This is a genomic window from Hydrogenophaga sp. PML113, from assembly GCF_001777155.1.
Lineage (GTDB): Bacteria > Pseudomonadota > Gammaproteobacteria > Burkholderiales > Burkholderiaceae_C > Hydrogenophaga > Hydrogenophaga borbori.
Window position 1 is genome coordinate 380036 of record NZ_MIYM01000003.1, and the last position, 14451, is coordinate 394486.

General features: G+C 72.5%; 18 protein-coding genes. 10 read left to right on the forward strand and 8 right to left on the reverse strand.

The genetic code is table 11. The features are described from left to right. The first annotated feature begins 10 nt into the window (after window positions 1–10). From senA to phnE, 4 genes are all read left to right on the forward strand, one after another. Entirely contained in the window at window positions 11–1198 is a 1188-nt protein-coding gene (gene senA, locus BHU06_RS07795; protein WP_254668134.1) for a selenoneine synthase SenA, read from the forward strand. A 73-nt stretch (window positions 1199–1271) separates the two neighbouring features. Continuing rightward, window positions 1272–2105, forward strand: coding sequence for a phosphonate ABC transporter ATP-binding protein (locus BHU06_RS07800; protein WP_070398584.1), 834 nt, complete (start codon window positions 1272–1274; stop codon window positions 2103–2105). 8 nt (window positions 2106–2113) lie between these two features. Continuing rightward, complete coding sequence (locus BHU06_RS07805; RefSeq protein WP_070398585.1) at window positions 2114–2953, forward strand: ABC transporter permease; 840 nt, start codon at window positions 2114–2116, stop codon at window positions 2951–2953. 95 nt (window positions 2954–3048) lie between these two features. Beyond that, window positions 3049–3825, forward strand: coding sequence for a phosphonate ABC transporter, permease protein PhnE (phnE, locus tag BHU06_RS07810; RefSeq protein ID WP_070398742.1), 777 nt, complete (start codon window positions 3049–3051; stop codon window positions 3823–3825). A gap of 5 nt (window positions 3826–3830) precedes the next feature. Here the strand turns inward: phnE and BHU06_RS07815 are convergent, their stop codons facing one another. Then, the gene (locus BHU06_RS07815) at window positions 3831–4220 is read right to left on the reverse strand and encodes a hypothetical protein (protein ID WP_070398586.1); all 390 of its coding nucleotides are present in this window, start codon (window positions 4218–4220) and stop codon (window positions 3831–3833) included. 145 nt (window positions 4221–4365) lie between these two features. Here BHU06_RS07815 and BHU06_RS07820 point away from each other — a divergent pair, with 145 nt between their 5' ends. After that, window positions 4366–5151, forward strand: a complete 786-nt coding sequence (locus tag BHU06_RS07820; RefSeq protein WP_070398587.1) for an HpcH/HpaI aldolase/citrate lyase family protein — start codon at window positions 4366–4368, stop codon at window positions 5149–5151. A 92-nt stretch (window positions 5152–5243) separates the two neighbouring features. Beyond that, on the forward strand, window positions 5244–5477 hold the full coding sequence (locus tag BHU06_RS07825) for an IclR family transcriptional regulator C-terminal domain-containing protein (protein WP_070398588.1): 234 nt from the start codon (window positions 5244–5246) through the stop codon (window positions 5475–5477). An 87-nt stretch (window positions 5478–5564) separates the two neighbouring features. Here the strand turns inward: BHU06_RS07825 and BHU06_RS07830 are convergent, their stop codons facing one another. The 5 genes from BHU06_RS07830 to BHU06_RS07850 form a co-directional block, all read right to left on the reverse strand. After that, window positions 5565–6683, reverse strand: a complete 1119-nt coding sequence (locus BHU06_RS07830; protein ID WP_070398589.1) for a PQQ-dependent sugar dehydrogenase — start codon at window positions 6681–6683, stop codon at window positions 5565–5567. A gap of 88 nt (window positions 6684–6771) precedes the next feature. Beyond that, window positions 6772–7356 carry an NnrU family protein gene (locus BHU06_RS07835; RefSeq protein WP_070398590.1) on the reverse strand — a complete coding sequence of 195 codons (585 nt, stop codon included), beginning with the start codon at window positions 7354–7356 and terminating at the stop codon, window positions 6772–6774. 43 nt (window positions 7357–7399) lie between these two features. Continuing rightward, window positions 7400–8071, reverse strand: a complete 672-nt coding sequence (locus BHU06_RS07840; protein WP_070398591.1) for a thioredoxin domain-containing protein — start codon at window positions 8069–8071, stop codon at window positions 7400–7402. Window positions 8072–8189: 118 nt separating this feature from the next. Continuing rightward, window positions 8190–8552, reverse strand: a complete 363-nt coding sequence (locus BHU06_RS07845) for a hypothetical protein (RefSeq protein WP_070398592.1) — start codon at window positions 8550–8552, stop codon at window positions 8190–8192. A gap of 22 nt (window positions 8553–8574) precedes the next feature. After that, on the reverse strand, window positions 8575–9213 hold the full coding sequence (locus tag BHU06_RS07850; RefSeq protein WP_070398593.1) for a LysE family translocator: 639 nt from the start codon (window positions 9211–9213) through the stop codon (window positions 8575–8577). A 147-nt stretch (window positions 9214–9360) separates the two neighbouring features. Between BHU06_RS07850 and BHU06_RS07855 the strand changes: the two genes are divergently transcribed. The 4 genes from BHU06_RS07855 (at window position 9361) to BHU06_RS07870 (ending at window position 12467) form a co-directional block, all read left to right on the forward strand. After that, window positions 9361–9870 carry a MarR family winged helix-turn-helix transcriptional regulator gene (locus BHU06_RS07855; RefSeq protein ID WP_070398594.1) on the forward strand — a complete coding sequence of 170 codons (510 nt, stop codon included), beginning with the start codon at window positions 9361–9363 and terminating at the stop codon, window positions 9868–9870. Beyond that, on the forward strand, window positions 9857–10540 hold the full coding sequence (locus tag BHU06_RS07860; RefSeq protein ID WP_070398595.1) for a GNAT family N-acetyltransferase: 684 nt from the start codon (window positions 9857–9859) through the stop codon (window positions 10538–10540). The genes BHU06_RS07855 and BHU06_RS07860 overlap by 14 nt, the downstream gene beginning before the upstream one ends. A gap of 134 nt (window positions 10541–10674) precedes the next feature. Further along, window positions 10675–11292 (forward strand): hypothetical protein, encoded by a 618-nt coding sequence (locus tag BHU06_RS07865; protein ID WP_070398596.1) that lies wholly within the window; start codon window positions 10675–10677, stop codon window positions 11290–11292. Beyond that, window positions 11289–12467: a hypothetical protein gene (locus tag BHU06_RS07870; protein ID WP_139146989.1), complete on the forward strand. Its 1179-nt coding sequence runs from the start codon at window positions 11289–11291 to the stop codon at window positions 12465–12467. The genes BHU06_RS07865 and BHU06_RS07870 overlap by 4 nt, the downstream gene beginning before the upstream one ends. 7 nt (window positions 12468–12474) lie before the next feature. Here BHU06_RS07870 and BHU06_RS07875 read toward each other — a convergent pair whose 3' ends face one another. Both BHU06_RS07875 and BHU06_RS07880 read right to left on the reverse strand, forming a co-directional pair. Next, on the reverse strand, window positions 12475–13713 hold the full coding sequence (locus tag BHU06_RS07875) for an FAD-binding oxidoreductase (RefSeq protein WP_070398598.1): 1239 nt from the start codon (window positions 13711–13713) through the stop codon (window positions 12475–12477). Window positions 13714–13772: 59 nt separating this feature from the next. Beyond that, window positions 13773–14444, reverse strand: a complete 672-nt coding sequence (locus BHU06_RS07880; RefSeq protein WP_070398599.1) for a FadR/GntR family transcriptional regulator — start codon at window positions 14442–14444, stop codon at window positions 13773–13775. Between the last annotated feature and the right edge of the window lie 7 nt (window positions 14445–14451).

A 14451-nucleotide genomic window follows, 5' to 3' on the forward strand; every position in this document is an offset into this window, starting at 1 on the left:
ACAAGGGATTGTGTCGGAGCCCGGCGACGCCCCCGGCGCGGCGGCCGAGCAGGCCCGCCGGGGCGGTCGGGAAACGCTGGCCGCCCTGCTGCGCCGCACGCGCGCGCGCACCCTGCGCCTGGCCCAGGCCTACGAGGCCGCGCTGGGCCCCCGCCTGCGCGTGCCGCGGTCGCCCGAACTCAACCCGCCGCTGTGGGAGCTGGGCCACCTCGGCTGGTTCGCCGACCGCTGGATCGCGCGCCAGCCCGCACCGCAACGCGAGCGCGGCGCGCGCGCCGACCCCACGGCGCCGCTGGCTCCGGCGCGCCAGGCCATGCGCGGCCTCGACGCCGACGCGCTCTACGACAGCAGCGCGGTGCCGCACGACACCCGATGGTCGCTGCCCCTGCCCGACCTGGCCGCTACCCGCGCCGACCTGCAGGCCAGCCTGGACGACACCCTGGCCCTGCTGGCGCACGCGCCCGAAACCGACGACGGCCTGTACGCCTTTCGCCTGGCCCTCTTCCACGAGGACATGCACGGCGAGGCCTGGGTGTACATGGCCCAGGTGCTGGACATCGACCCGGGCGAGACCGCGCCGCCGCTGGCCGCGTGCGAAGGCACGCTGCGCCTGCCGGCCGGTCCCTGGACCCTGGGCTGGCGCGGCCCGGGTTTCGCCTTCGACAACGAGTTGCCAGGCCAGACGGTCGAGCTCGCCGCCGTCGACATCGATGCGGCCCCGGTGAACTGGGCGCGCTACCTGCCCGCTGTCGAGGCCGGCGCCGTGCCCGTGCCGCGTTTCCTCCAACGTGAGGCCGGCGGCTGGTGGCAGCGCGCCCAGGGCCATTGGCGGGCCCTGGACCCGCGGGCCCCGGTCTGCCACGTCAGCGCCACCGAAGCACAGGCCTGGTGCGCCTGGGCCGGCCGGCGCCTGCCCAGCGAAGCCGAGTGGGAGCGCGCGGCGCTCAGCGCGCCCGGCTTCGCCTGGGGCCAGGTCTGGGAGTGGACCGCCAGCGCCTTCGCCCCGCACCCGGGCTTCGAGCCGCACCCCTACCGCGACTACTCCCAGCCCTGGTTCGACGGCCGGCCCGTGCTCAAGGGCGCGAGCTGGGCCACCGCGCCGCAGATGCGCCACCCGCGCTACCGCAATTTCTTCGGCGCGCCGCGCACCGACATCCTGGCGGGCTTTCGCAGCGTGGCGCTGCCGGCCCCGCGCTGAACACCGCCCCCGCGGCCGGGTGGGGCGTTCGCGGTCTAATCCGGGCTTCGCCCCCGCACCGGAGCCAGTCGTCTTGCAGATCGCCCTCGAACAGCTCAGCGCGCGCCACCCCGCCGCGCGCGCCGCCCAGCCCGCCGCCGTGCAGGGCCTGAGCCTGCGCGTGGCCGCGGGCGAACAACTCGCGGTGATCGGTCCGTCGGGCGCTGGCAAGACCACGCTGCTGCAGCTCATGGCCTGCGCCATGCCGCCCAGCGAAGGGGCCCTGCGGCTCGATGGCGCCGATCCCTGGTCGCTGCCACGCGCCGAGCTGCGCCGCCTGCGCGGGCGCCTCCTGCTCGCGCCGCAGGTCCCGCCGCTGCCGCCGCGCCAGCGCGTGGTCACGGCCGTGCTGGCGGGCCGGCTGCCCGCCATGGGCCTGTGGGCCAGCCTGCGTTCGCTGCTGCACCCGACCGACATCCCCGCCGCCTTCGCCGCGCTGGAGCGCTTCGACCTGGGCGACAAGCTCTTCGAGCGCGTGGACCGCCTCTCCGGCGGCGAGCGCCAGCGCGTGGGCCTGGCGCGCACCCTGCTGGCGCCGGCCACGGCCTGGCTGGTGGACGAACCGCTCTCGGCCCTCGACCCGACGCGCGCGCGCCAGGCCATCCACACCCTCGTCGAGGGCGCGCGCGAGCGCCGCGCCACGCTGGTGGCCACCCTGCACCAGGTGGACGTGGCGCTGGCGCATTTCCCGCGCATCGTGGGCCTGCGCGACGGCCGCCTGGCCTTCGACCTGCCCGCGGCCGAGGTCACGCGCGAGCGCCTGGCGGGCCTGTACGACCGGTTCGAGCACGAGCTGCAAGGCGGCGCGCCCGCGAACCCATCGCCCGAGCCCGAGGCGGCCGTGCCACCCGTGTTGATGTGCCGCTGAAGCCTGCGATGAACACCGCCACGGCGCCCCGCGCCGCCCCCACCCGCGACCCGGCCTGGCTGACCCGGGTGTTCTGGATCGGCGCCGCGCTGGTGCTGCTGTGGCCGCTGGGCGTGGCCACCGAGTTCCGGCCCTGGGTGCTGTTCGAGCCCCGCAACCTGCGGGTCTCGGCGCAGTTCCTCGGCAGCTTTCTGCCGCCCACACTGGACGGCGACTTCCTCGCGCTGGTGGCGCGCGAGACCTGGCGCACCGTGGCCATCGCCACCGCCGGCATGGCGCTGGCCCTGTTGATCGCCGCGCCGCTCACGCTCGCCGCCACCCGCGTGCTCTCGCTGTCCGCCCTGTCGGGGCGCATGGCGCGCGGGCCCTGGGTGGTGCGCCAGGCGGTGCGCTGGCTGCTGATCGTGCTGCGCAGCGTCCCCGAGCTGGTCTGGGCCCTGGTCTTCGTGCGCGTGGTGGGCCTGGGGCCCACCGCCGGCGTGCTGGCCATCGCCCTCACCTACGGCGGCATGCTCGGCAAGGTCTACGGCGAGATCCTGGAAAGCGGCGAAGCCCACGCCACGCAGACCCTGCTGCGCAACGGCGCCTCGCGCCTGCAGGCCTTCTGCTACGGCCTGCTGCCCACCAACGCGGCCGAGCTCACCAGCTACACCGTCTACCGCTGGGAATGCGCCATCCGATCCTCGGTGGTGCTGGGCTTCGTGGGCGCGGGCGGCCTGGGACAGCAGCTCGACAACTCCATGAAGATGTTCAACGGCGGCGAGGTGGCCACCATGCTGCTGGTCTTCATGCTGCTGGTGGGGCTGGCCGACCGCGTGAGCGCGGGACTGCGAAAGGCACTGGGTTGAAACACCCCCGCCGCGCTTCCCGCGACCCCCTCAAGGGGGCGGCACCTGGGGCCCGGCAAAGCCGGCTCCCCGGCGCCCCTGGGTCGTCCGCGCTCCTGGGCTGGCACAGCAAGGCCCTGTGGTTTTTGCTGGCGCTGGCGGCGCTGGTCGTCGCCAGCTTCTGGTCGCTCGACCTGCAGTGGCGCGAATTCCTGTCGCTGGACGCGGCGCGCAGCATGGGCCGTTTCCTCGGCGAGTTCTTCCCGCCCGACACCTCACCCGAGTTCCTGCGCCGCGTGGTCCAGGGCACCTGGGAAACGCTGGCCATGTCGGCCCTGGGCACGGGCCTGGCGGCGGTGGCGGGCCTGGCGCTCGCGCTGCCGGCCAGCCGGCGCGGGGACGGTGGCGCGTCCTGGGCTCGCGGCCCAACGCGGTTGCTGCTCAACGCCCTGCGCAGCATCCCCGAGCTGGTGTGGGCCGCGCTGCTGCTCATCAGCGCGGGCCTAGGGCCCTTCGCCGGCACCCTGGCCCTGGCCTTCCACACGGCCGGCGTGCTGGGCCGTCTGTTCGCCGAAGCGATCGAAAACGCCCCGCCCGGCCCGGCCGCCGCGCTGCGCGTGCAGGGCGTGGGCGGCGCGCGGGTCTTCTTCTACGCCACGCTGCCGCAGGTGCTGCCGCAGCTGCTGAGCTACACGCTCTACCGCTGGGAGAACAACATCCGCGCCGCCGCCGTGCTGGGCGTGGTGGGCGCGGGCGGCCTGGGCCAGATGCTGGCCTTTCACATGGGCCTGTTCCACATGGGCAAGACGGCCACCATCCTGGGCGCGATGCTGCTGATGGTGGCGCTGGTGGACGCGGCCAGCCATGGGGCGCGGCGGTGGATGACGCGCTGAACCCCTCAGGGGTTTGACGCCTGGGCCGGCGCGGCCTCGGAGATGGGTGCGTCCGCCGCGAGCCAGGCCGCAACGCTGCGCTCCCAGCGGAACCGCTCACCGACCGCCTCGCCCCCCAGCGCGAAGCCCCGGACCTGATCGTTGGCGTCCTTGCACCAGGCGCGGTGGCCGCTGCCCTCCCCGGCCTTCTCCCAGCGGAACGGCGAGCCGTCGACCACCGGCGCGACCACCACGGGAAACGAGGGCGTCTTCGCCACCACCGGCATGCAGGGAAAGACCACGTCGGTGGGATCGCCCGCGAGCGTGCGCGCCAGCGCTTTGGCCGAGCGCATCAGTGGCATCACGAACGGCAGCAGCAGCCCGTCGATCTGCGCGCAGTCCCCCAAGGCGTACACCCGCTCGGCGGAGGTTTCCGCGGGGCTACACGATGCGCTCGGGCGGCTGGGTGGCCGACCAGGGCAAGTCGCTGTCTGACGTCATGATGGAACGGTTCGGGCACGTGCAAGGCGTGGTGGTGCCGCGCGGCCAGGAGGAGAACGCATGACACGCGCCGCTTCCTTCAAGCGCCGCCTGTTGGGCGCCGAGATGACGGCCGGCCTCTTCTGCTGTTCCTATGGCGTGCAGGTGGTGGAGGCCCTGGCGGGCAGCGGATTCGACTACCTGTTGTTCGATGCGGAGCACACGCCGAACTCGCTGCCCCAGTTGCACGCCCAGTTGTGCGCCCTCGCTGACAGCCCCACGGTGCCCATCGTGCGCCTGGCGAGCCTGGACCTCGTGGCCATCAAGCTCCTGTTGGACATGGGTGTGGCCGGGCTCATGGTGCCCAATGTGCAGAGCGCCGAAGAAGCGGCTCAGGCCGTTCGCTTCACCCGCTACCCGCCGCACGGCGTGCGGGGCGTCGCCGGCTCGGTGCGCGCCACCCGCTATGGGCGCGATCGCGACTACCTGGCCCGCGCGGAAGACCGCTTCAGCCTCATCGTCCAGGTCGAAACGGCGGCGTCCGTGAAAGACGCCGAGCGCATCGCGGCCACGCCCGGCGTGGATGGTGTGTTCGTCGGCCCCAACGACCTGGCCGCCGACATGGGCCTGCTCGGGCAGCCGGGGCACCCGGAGGTCGTCGAGGCGGTTTCCGCTGGCCTGCGGCGGATTCGACAGGCCGGCAAGAGCGCCGGCGTTCTGTGCGCGGAAGCCGATGTGCCCCTCTACCGCGCCGCGGGCGCCAACCTTTTCGCCCTCGGCTCCGACCTGGGGCTGCTCGTCAAGACCGCCGATGCGCTGGCCCAACGCCATTGCAGCGCGCTGGCGGCGAGCCCACGACAAGACTGAACCCACATGAACTACACACTCGAACCATTGGCCGCTGACGCGGTGAGCGAACCCGCGTCAAAAGGCCCGAGCTCTGGGCCCAACACCGGCCGATGCTGGAACGCAGCCTGGCCGAGTTCCGTCAGCTGCGGTTTTGCTACTCGTACGGCGATCTGCGTCCGGACATCTATGCCGCAGCGGTCCCGCTGCGCCGCGGCGCCCACTCGGAAATCCTCGTGATGAACTGCGTGGTGCAGTCCTACCAGATCCGCTCCGGCGATCTGGAGCGGGAAATCGGTCCTCGCTTGGCGGCCCTGGCCGAAAGCCTGGATGGTGGCGTGCGCTAGCCGCGCAAGGTCCACGCCTCAGGGGACAGGCGCCCCGGTGCGCCTGTTCCGCTTCGCCCGGGCGCGCAGCCGTTCGGCACGCCCTTGTCATTTCACGGTCAGCCGCAGCACCTTCCCGTCGCTGTCGTCCGTCAGCACATAGAGCCAGCCGTCCGGCCCCTCGCGCACGTCGCGGATGCGCTGGTTCAGTTCGGTCAGCAGGCGCTCCTGGTGCACCACGCGCCCGCCCTCCATCTGCAGGCGCACCAGGTGGCGGAACTTGAGCGAGCCGGTGAAGGCGTTGCCCTGCCAGGCCGCGCCGTAGCGGTCGCCGCGCAGAAACACCAGGCCCGAGGGCGCGATGGAAGGCACCCAGTACTGCACCGGCTGCTCCAGGCCCGCGCGGCTCGTCAGGCCGGCGCCGATGCGCCCGCCGCCGTAGTTTTCGCCGTAGGTGATGAGGGGCCAGCCGTAGTTCTTGCCGGCCTCGGGGCGGTTGAGTTCGTCGCCGCCCTGCGGGCCATGCTCGATGGTCCAGAGCGCGCCGTCCGGGCCCAGGGCCGCGCCCTGGATGTTGCGGTGGCCCAGGGTCCAGATCTCGGGCAGCGCGCGCGCCTGCTTCGTGAACGGGTTGTCGGGGTGCGGCTGGCCATTGGCCAGCACGCGCACCACCTTGCCGTGGTGGTTGTCCAGGGTCTGCGCGTCGTGCATGCGCAGGTAGCGGTCGCCCAGGGTGAGGAAGAAGCTGCCGTCGTCCGCCTGCACGATGCGGCAGCCGAAGTGCAGCCGGCTGCCCACCTTGGGCTTCTGGCTGAAGACCACGCGCAAGTTCTCGAGCGCGGTGCGGTCGTCCGACAGCCGCGCCGAGGCCATGGCGGTGGAATTGCCCACCAGCCCGGGCTCGCTGTAGCAGAAGTGCACGGTGCGGTTGCGGGCGAAGTCGCGGTCGGTGATGACGTCGAGCAGGCCACCCTGGCCCACGGCATCGACCTCGGGCAGGCCCTTGAGCGGCGGGCTGAGGCGGCCGTCGGCCTCCACCACCCGCAGGCGCCCGGGGCGCTCGGTCACGAGCAGTCGCCCGTCGCCGATGAAGGCCAGGCCCCAGGGGTTCTGCAGGCCGCCGGCCACCACCTCGGGCGTCAGGCGCACCGCCGGCTGGGCCAGGGCACCGGCGAAGGCCAGGCCGCCGGCCAGGGCGAAGAACAGGGGGCGAAGGCGTCGGATCATGGAATCTCCCATCGGTTCGAGGTGTTCAAGGCGTGCCCCGATGGAGGCGAGCGCCGGCGCCCGGGTTCCCGCAGGGCGTGTTCGCGCCCTAACCGAACGGCCGCACGCCGATCAGGAAGCCGTGCGCCCAGAACGCGAACACCACGTACAGCAGCAGGCCGCCCACCAGCGCGATGGCGTCGTTGGCCTTGCCGGGTCCGAAGGTGTGCGGGGCGCGCAGCAGGCCGGCGGACGCGCGGCGCTTGAGCGAGACCCGGTCGGCCACGGCCCAGGCCAGGAAGGCGCCGAACAGCACCACGTCCGCCAGGCCGCCATTGGCCAGCAGGTGGGCCAGCGCCCACAGCTTGGTGGCCGCCAGCATGGGGTGCTTCGCGGCGCGCTGGATGCGCCCGGGCAGGTAGGCCGACAGCAGCAGCACGAAAACCGGCAGCATCAGCACAGCGGCCACGTGGCGCATGGCCACGGGCGGGGTCCACAGCAGCACCGGGTTCTGCCGTGCGGCGCTGTAGCCGGCCACGATGAGGCCGAAACCGGCCAGGGCCACCAGCGTGTAGAGCCCTTTCCAGGGCCCCTCGCCGATGCGGTGCGCGACCGCGTGCCGCCAGCGCGGCGCGGCGATCGACACCGAATGGATGCCAAGAAACAGCACCAGTCCGAGCACAAGCCAGTCCATGGTCGACTCCCGTCGTGGGTGGAACGCAAAGACCGCGATGGTCTCACGGCCCCGGCCGCGCGCGGCGGGCGATCGCCAGCTCTTCGGCGACCAGTTCGGCCAGCGCCTCGGGACCGAAGCGCGTCAGGCCGCGGCCGTTGACGAAGAAGGTGGGCGTCTTCTCCACGTAGAGCGCATTGAGGTCTTCCACCTCCTGCTTCAGCAGGGCCTCCATCTCGGGGCGCTGCATGTCCTGCAGGGCGCGCTCGATGTCCAGCCCGGCCTGCTTGGCGGCGGCGAAGGCCAGCGAGGGATTGGGCTGCGCATGATCCGCCCAGGCGGGCTGCGCGTCCAGCACCGCTTCCAGCACGGGCTGGTACAGCCCCTGGCGGCGCGCCGCTTCCAGCAGCTTGACGACGCTGTCGGAGCCGGGATGGAACGGGGCGTAGCGGATCACGAGTTTCACCTCGCTGGGGTACTGCGCCAGCAAGGCCTTGACGAAGGGGTGGAAGGCGCGGCAGGCCTCGCAGGACGGGTCGAAGAACTCGACGATGGTCACCGGCGCGCCGGCTGGGCCCAGCACGGGCGAATGCATGCGCTGCAGGCGGGCCGGGTCGGCCCGCTGGGGCGCCGGCGCTTCGGCCGGCGCGCGCTGCTGCCAGGCCCACAGGCCGAGCGCGAAAAAGGTCAGGAGCACGCCCAGCAGGACGGCGGTGGTGAGGGGTTTGGTTTTCATGGGGAATCGGATCGGAGGGGAATGGGCCGTGGCCTGGTCGGCGCGGGCCCGGCGCCGCGCGGGCGGCGAAGGAAGGGAGCGTGTGGGGATGGCGCGCCGCGCCGCCAGGCGCGGGGCCTCAGGCGGGCTGGCGCGGCGCCCCGTGGCGCGCGGCGGGCCAGTTGGGGCGCTCCGGGCGGCTCGGGTGCCCGTCGCTCGGACGCCAGGGGGCGGCGCTCGGCGCGGCGCCGCGGCTGGCGGGCAACACCGCGCCGGGTGGTGGCAGCGCCACGCCGTGCGCGTGGCAAGGGTCGCCGTCCAGGCCAGCGGACGCCGCGGTCTGGACGGCCTGTCCGGACGCGGCCTCGGCGGCCGCGGCATCACCGGTCTCGGCGGCCACCACCTTGGCCGCCGCCCCCGCGCCGTGCACGCCATGCGCCAGCGACGACACCAGCGGCGCGCACAGCAGCAGCAGGATCAACAGCCAGCGGCGCACGGACACGGGCGAACGCTTGCGGCAGCGCTCAGGCCGCGCGCCGCTGTTCCATGGCCAGGCGCACCGCCAGCGCGGCCAGCACCGTGCCCATCACGTAGCGCTGCGCCGCCAGCCAGCGCGGGCTGCGCGCGAACCACAGCGCCAGCCTCGCGGCCGACAGCACGATGCTCAGGTTCACGCAGAAGCTCACCACGATCTGCGTCAGGCCGAGCTGCACGCTCTGTGCGAACACCGAGCCGTGCGCGGGCGAGACGAACTGCGGAAAGATCGACAGGTAGAAGACCGCGATCTTGGGGTTGAGCAGGTTGGTGAAGAAGCCCATGAGGAAGAGCTTGCGCGGTGGGTCGGCCGGCAGGTCCTGCGCCTCGAAGGGCGAGCGCGCGCCCGGCTTCACCGACTGCCAGGCCAGGTAGAGCAGGTAGGCCGCGCCGGCCCACTTGAGCAGTTCGTAGGCCAGGGGCACCGCCATGAACAGCGCGGTGAGGCCCACGGCCGCCGCGAACATGTGCGCCAGAAAGCCCACAACCACGCCCAGGAGCGAGATCACGCCCGCCCGCTTGCCCTGACAGAGCGAGCGCGACAGCAGGTACACCATGTTGGGGCCGGGCGTGATGGCCACGAACAGGGCGGCGGCCGCGAACAGCAGCCAGTCGTTCAGGGGAACCAAGGGGTATCTCCGGTGGGCGGTGGGCTCGAATGGTAGAGGGTCCGCCGTTTCCGGCGCTGGCGGCGGGAATGGTCCAGGTGCGAATCGATTTTTCCCGATCGCTTAATTAAATCAATTCACAGGCATATATCTTGTTATATTTATGCCATGGAAGACGTTGTCAAAGCGCTTGGGCTGCTGACCCTGGGCACGCGCCTGAAGCGCGTCGGCGAGCGGCTGCAGGCGCAGACGCAGGCCGTCATCGAAGCCGAGGGCGTGGACCTGCCCTCGTCCCACCTGCCGGTGCTGGCCACGCTGCAGCGCCTGGGGCCGCTCACGGTGGGCGACATTGCGCTGGCGCTGGGCGTGAGCCAGCCCGGCGTGACACGACAGCTGGGCAAGCTGCAGGAGGCCGGCCTGGTGATCGCGCGCCAATCGGCCGGCGACCTGCGGCTGCGCACCATCGAATTGACCGAGGCCGGCCAGCGCCATGTGGCCCATGCCTGGCGCTACACCTGGCCGGCCATCGAGGCCGCCGTGGCCGAGGCCTGCGCGCCACACGGCCCCGCCCTGCTCGCCCTGCTCCAGGCCCTGGAAGAGGCCCTGGACGCGCAAGACTTGCTGGCGCGCGTGAACCGCCACCAGCGCACCGCCGGAGACCCGCATGCACCCGCTTGACCACCCCGTCTGGGCCAGCCTCACCGGCGCGCACGCGCCCCTCTCCATGGGCGGCGCGCGGGCGCGCCGCTACCTGCCCGACGTCAACCGCTTCGCGGCCACGCCCGACGACGGCCCCGAGTCCCTGGCCGCGCTGGCGGCCCTGCTGGCGCCGGGCGAGAGCGTGCTCCTGCTGCAGGTGCCGCCGATCGAGGCGCCGCCCGGGCTGCGGGTGGTCAAGCGCGCCCTGGGCGTGCAGATGGGGGCCACGCGCGATCTGCGCGGCGAGGACATCGGCGAGGGCATCGCCGCGCTGGGCGAGCCCGACGCGCCCGAGATGCTCATGCTGGCCACCCTGACCGAGCCCGGACCCTTCCTCGCACGCACCCATGCGATGGGCGACTTCATCGGCGTGCGCCGCGAAGGCCGCCTGGTGGCCATGGCCGGCGAGCGCTTCCGCGTGCCGGGCCATGCCGAAGTGAGTGGCGTGTGCACGCACCCCGAGGCGCGCGGCCTGGGCCTGGCGCGGCGCCTGTCGGCGGCGGTGGCGGCGCGCATCCAGGCGCGCGGCGAGCAGCCCTTCCTGCACGCCTGGGAGACCAACACGCCGGCGATCGCGCTGTACGAGACGCTGGGTTTTCGGGTGCGAACGAAGGTCAACGTGGCGGTGCTGGAGCGCGTGGCCCTCTGAGGCCGCGGCCCGCCGGGCCTGTCAAGCGCCAAAGCGCCGGCGCGTGGAACCTCCCTCGGATGGGGGATGCCGGCCGCCCAAGCGCCGCGCTATGTTGCGCACCGGGCCATGGGTGTGCCCTGGGGAGTGGCGCGATGTTCAAGGCGTACGGTGCAACGGTCTCCCTGCTCAGCGTGGCTTGCCTGGTGCCAGGCTGTTCCGTGTTCACACCGCCCAAGGCCAAGCCGGTCATCGAAGACCGCGTGTCCGATTGGGGCGTCAAGAAGATCGGTGTCCTGGCCACCACCGCCGAGCGCCGGGTGGTGCTGGTCAGCATGCCCGAGAAGCGGTTCTGCGCGGAAGCGCCGCCCGACGTGGGCGAGGCGGTGTCCAGCGCCCTCAGCACCTCGCTGGACGCGCAGGGAACCGGCAAGATCACCGGACTGGAAGCCCAGCTGCAACAACAGCTCGCCACCTCGCTCCTGCAGCTGTCGCACCGGTCGCAAGGCCTGGAGCTCTACCGGGCCTCGACCTTCTTTCTGTGCACGCTCTACCTCAACGGCGTCATCAGCCAACAAGAGCTGGCCAGCAAGCACGACATGCTGCTGGACAAGGCCGTGGCGCTCATCAGCCAGGAGATCCCCGAGATCGCCGGCATCAAGGGCGCCATCCAGCCGGCCATGGCCGCGCCCGCCTTGAAGAGCGACGAGACGGGTCAGGCCAAAGGCTCCAAGGACGCGGCCAAGCAAGGCCAACCGGGAGCCGGGCAATGAACGGGACGGTCCGCGTGGTCGCGTTGCTGCTGGGCCTGGCGGCCGGCTCCGCCCAGGCGTTCAAGATGGGTCATGAGGAGGAGTACCGCGCCGTCGAGGACCGCACCATCGCCGGCCGGGACGCCGAAGGACACACCGTTTACGAACGCACCCAGGGCGTGGGCTCCAAGTTCGGCGATGCCATCCACGAGGACATGACGCTGGCCTCGCTGAAGCTCGCCCGGCAGCGGCCCGGGGAACTGCTGTGCAAGGTGTCGGCGCAAGACATCGAGCGCTTCGCGCGCAAGATTGACGCAGCACGCGTCGGCAACCGGGTCTGCTGCGACACGACCGCTAAATCGATCTGGTGCAACGGGGTGGTCGACCGGGTCCGCTACACGGACTTCCCGGATCGCCTGGCACCCCTGATCGCCGGCACACGCTGGCCCGACGACCCCTGCCATATGTCGGTCCGCCCCGACACCGTCACCGCCTGGGCGGCCTGGATGGTGGACCCGGGGTACCGCCGGTACGCCAACGCGAACTACAGCAGCCACTACCACCACAAGCAGTTCCTGCACGCGATGAAATCGGTGGGCTTCGGGTCCAACAAGAACAATGCCGAGACGCCAGGCGTGACCCAGCACAAGCTGATGACCTGGGCCGAGTTCGCCATGAAGGTGGCCAACGGCACCATCCCGTCGACCACGGCCTTGACCGCCGTGCCGCCCTATCTGGAACCCGGTCGCCAGAAGGCCTACAACCTGGGCTTCAGCGGCTACGGCAAGGCCAGCGTCGGGCGCCTGTTCGCGGGCACCAAGGGCGCGCCCGACCCCGACCACGTCCGCCAGATCGCGCTGGGCGCCTTGTTGCACACGGTGCAGGACTCGTTCTCTCTCAGCCACGCCAACCGCGAGCATCCGCAGGCCGCACGGCTGAAGGATCGGGGCCGCATCACCGGCTTTCGCAACTACCGCGACGAGATCCCGAGCGAGCACGGTGCGGCGGACGCGAGACCGCCCAACAACGACGGCACCACCGCCGAACTGTCCGACGCCCACCCGGTCGCCTACGGCGCGCACCTGATCGCGTGTGCCGCGTCAACCGATGACCGTGACGCCAACTGGTTGAAGCTGAAGCCCTGGCTGAGGGACCAGGTCTTCGCCATCGGCCCCCCAACGCCGCAAGGCCGCTAGACCCGGCTCAGCCGAAGCGCGCCGGCGCGTACGGCCGCGGCTCCACCAGCGGCGTCTCGCCACCCAGCAGCTCGGCCAGCAGCCGACCGCTCACCGGCCCCAGGGTGAAGCCCTGGTGCGCGTGGCCGAAGTTGAACCACAGCCCCCGGTGGCACGGCGCGGCGCCGATGACGGGCAGCATGTCGGCCGTGCAGGGGCGCGAGCCCATCCAGGGCTGGTCCTCCACCGGCCGCGGCAGGTCGAACAACTCGCTCGCCAGCGCGTGCGCGCGCGGCACCTGCACCGGCGTGGGCGGGCTGTCCAGGCGCGCGAACTCGGCCCCCGTGGTCACGCGCACGCCCTGGCGCATGGGCACGATGACCAGGCCGCCGTCGGCGTCGAGCATCGGCAGGCGCGGCGGCTCGCCGCCGCTGTAGTGGCGGTGGTAGCCGCGCTTGACGAACAGCGGGTAGCGGTAGCCCAGCGGGCGCAGCAGGCCGTCGGACCAGGGGCCCAGTGCCACCACGGCGTGCGCCGCCTCGATCTCGCCCTCGTCGGTGCCCACCCGCCAACCCGCGCCCACCTGGCGCAGCGTGCCCGCGTCGCCGCGCAGCACGCGCCCGCCCGACTGGCGCAGCAGCGCGGCGTAGCGCGCCACGAGTTCGCCCGGGTCGTTCACCGACCAGGGGTCCAGCCAGTGGATGGCGCCGGCCAGGCGCCGGCGCAGCGCCGGCTCGGCCTGCGCGAGCGCCTCGCTGTCGAGCACGGCGTAGCGCACGCCGTACCCGTCGGCCACGCGGCGCGCGTCGGCCACGGCCTGTCGCATCGAGCCGGCCTCGCGGAACGCGTCGCGAAAGCCTTCGCGGCGCACCAGGTCCTGCGCGCCAGCCCGCTCGATCAGCGCCTGATGCTCGCTCAGGCAGTGTTCGATCAGGCGCGCGTAGGACCGCGCGATGCGCTGGTGGCTGGCGGGGCGCGAGTTCCACCAATAGCGGCCCAGCGGCCCCGCCAGCGCGGGCAAGGCGCCCAGGTGGTAGTTGACGTCGGCGCCGCGCTTGAGGGCCACGCGCGCGAGCATGGCCCAGTCGCGCGGGAAGGCGTAGGGCTCCACCGCCTCGCGCTGGATGATGCCGGCGTTGCCGTAGGAGGTTTCGCGGCCGGGCCCGCGCCGGTCGACCAGGGTGACGGCGTGGCCGCGTTGGCGCAGGTGCAGCGCGGTGCACACGCCGACCATGCCGGCGCCGAGAACGATGACGGGATCTGCCATGAGCGAAGGCGTCGTGAAGAAGCCGGGATTATTCCCGCGCCCCGAGGCCTCGCCCCTGCTCAGTGCCCCAGCAGGTTCTGCCGCACGCGCAGCAGGTGCGCTCGCGTCATCTCCTTCGCGCGCGCCGCGTCGCGGTCGCGCAGGGCGTTCACGATCTCGCGGTGCTCGGCCTGGTAGGCCAGGCGGCGCTCGGGCGTCACGCTCTTCTTCTTGAGCTGACCCCAGTCGCCCTGGGCGCGCACGGTCTTCATCAGCTCGAAGACGTTGGCCACGAAGCTGTTGTGCGCGGCGTCGGCGATGGCCTGGTGCAGCTCGGCGTCCCAGTGCTCGAAGGCCTCCAGCGTGGTCGCGCGCTCGGCCTCGTCGCAGCAGCGGTCCATGCGCTGCAGGTCGGCCGCGTTGGCGTTGCGTATGGCCATGTCGATGATGGCCGGCTCCATCGCCAGGCGCGCCTCCATCAGCTCGGCCGGGCTGGTGGTGCGCGACGAGTCCTGCGCGGCGCGGTGCCCCAGGCGCTCGCCGGCCCGCTCGGTGACGTAGGTGCCGCTGCCCACGGTCTGCTCGATCAGGCCCTGCTGCTTGAGCGCCAGCAGCGCCTTGCGCACCGTGGTGCGGCTCACGCCGTGCTGCTCGGACAGCTCGCGCTCGGTGGGCAGGCGATCGCCCGCGCGCCACTGGCCGCTCTGGACCTGATCGAGAAGGCTCTGGTGCAACTGGTGGGACAGGCTCATGCGCGGC

Bases quoted from the DNA above. Each gene is read 5' to 3' on its own strand.
- BHU06_RS07805 (WP_070398585.1), top strand. From the start codon at position 2,114: ATGAACACCGCCACGGCGCCCCGCGCCGCCCCCACCCGCGACCCGGCC.
- BHU06_RS07820 (WP_070398587.1), top strand. From the start codon at position 4,366: ATGACACGCGCCGCTTCCTTCAAGCGCCGCCTGTTGGGCGCCGAGATG.
- BHU06_RS07825 (WP_070398588.1), top strand. From the start codon at position 5,244: ATGCTGGAACGCAGCCTGGCCGAGTTCCGTCAGCTGCGGTTTTGCTAC.
- BHU06_RS07830 (WP_070398589.1), bottom strand. From the start codon at position 6,683: ATGATCCGACGCCTTCGCCCCCTGTTCTTCGCCCTGGCCGGCGGCCTG.
- BHU06_RS07835 (WP_070398590.1), bottom strand. From the start codon at position 7,356: ATGGACTGGCTTGTGCTCGGACTGGTGCTGTTTCTTGGCATCCATTCG.
- BHU06_RS07840 (WP_070398591.1), bottom strand. From the start codon at position 8,071: ATGAAAACCAAACCCCTCACCACCGCCGTCCTGCTGGGCGTGCTCCTG.
- BHU06_RS07855 (WP_070398594.1), top strand. From the start codon at position 9,361: ATGGAAGACGTTGTCAAAGCGCTTGGGCTGCTGACCCTGGGCACGCGC.
- BHU06_RS07860 (WP_070398595.1), top strand. From the start codon at position 9,857: ATGCACCCGCTTGACCACCCCGTCTGGGCCAGCCTCACCGGCGCGCAC.
- BHU06_RS07865 (WP_070398596.1), top strand. From the start codon at position 10,675: ATGTTCAAGGCGTACGGTGCAACGGTCTCCCTGCTCAGCGTGGCTTGC.
- BHU06_RS07870 (WP_139146989.1), top strand. From the start codon at position 11,289: ATGAACGGGACGGTCCGCGTGGTCGCGTTGCTGCTGGGCCTGGCGGCC.
- BHU06_RS07875 (WP_070398598.1), bottom strand. From the start codon at position 13,713: ATGGCAGATCCCGTCATCGTTCTCGGCGCCGGCATGGTCGGCGTGTGC.
- BHU06_RS07880 (WP_070398599.1), bottom strand. From the start codon at position 14,444: ATGAGCCTGTCCCACCAGTTGCACCAGAGCCTTCTCGATCAGGTCCAG.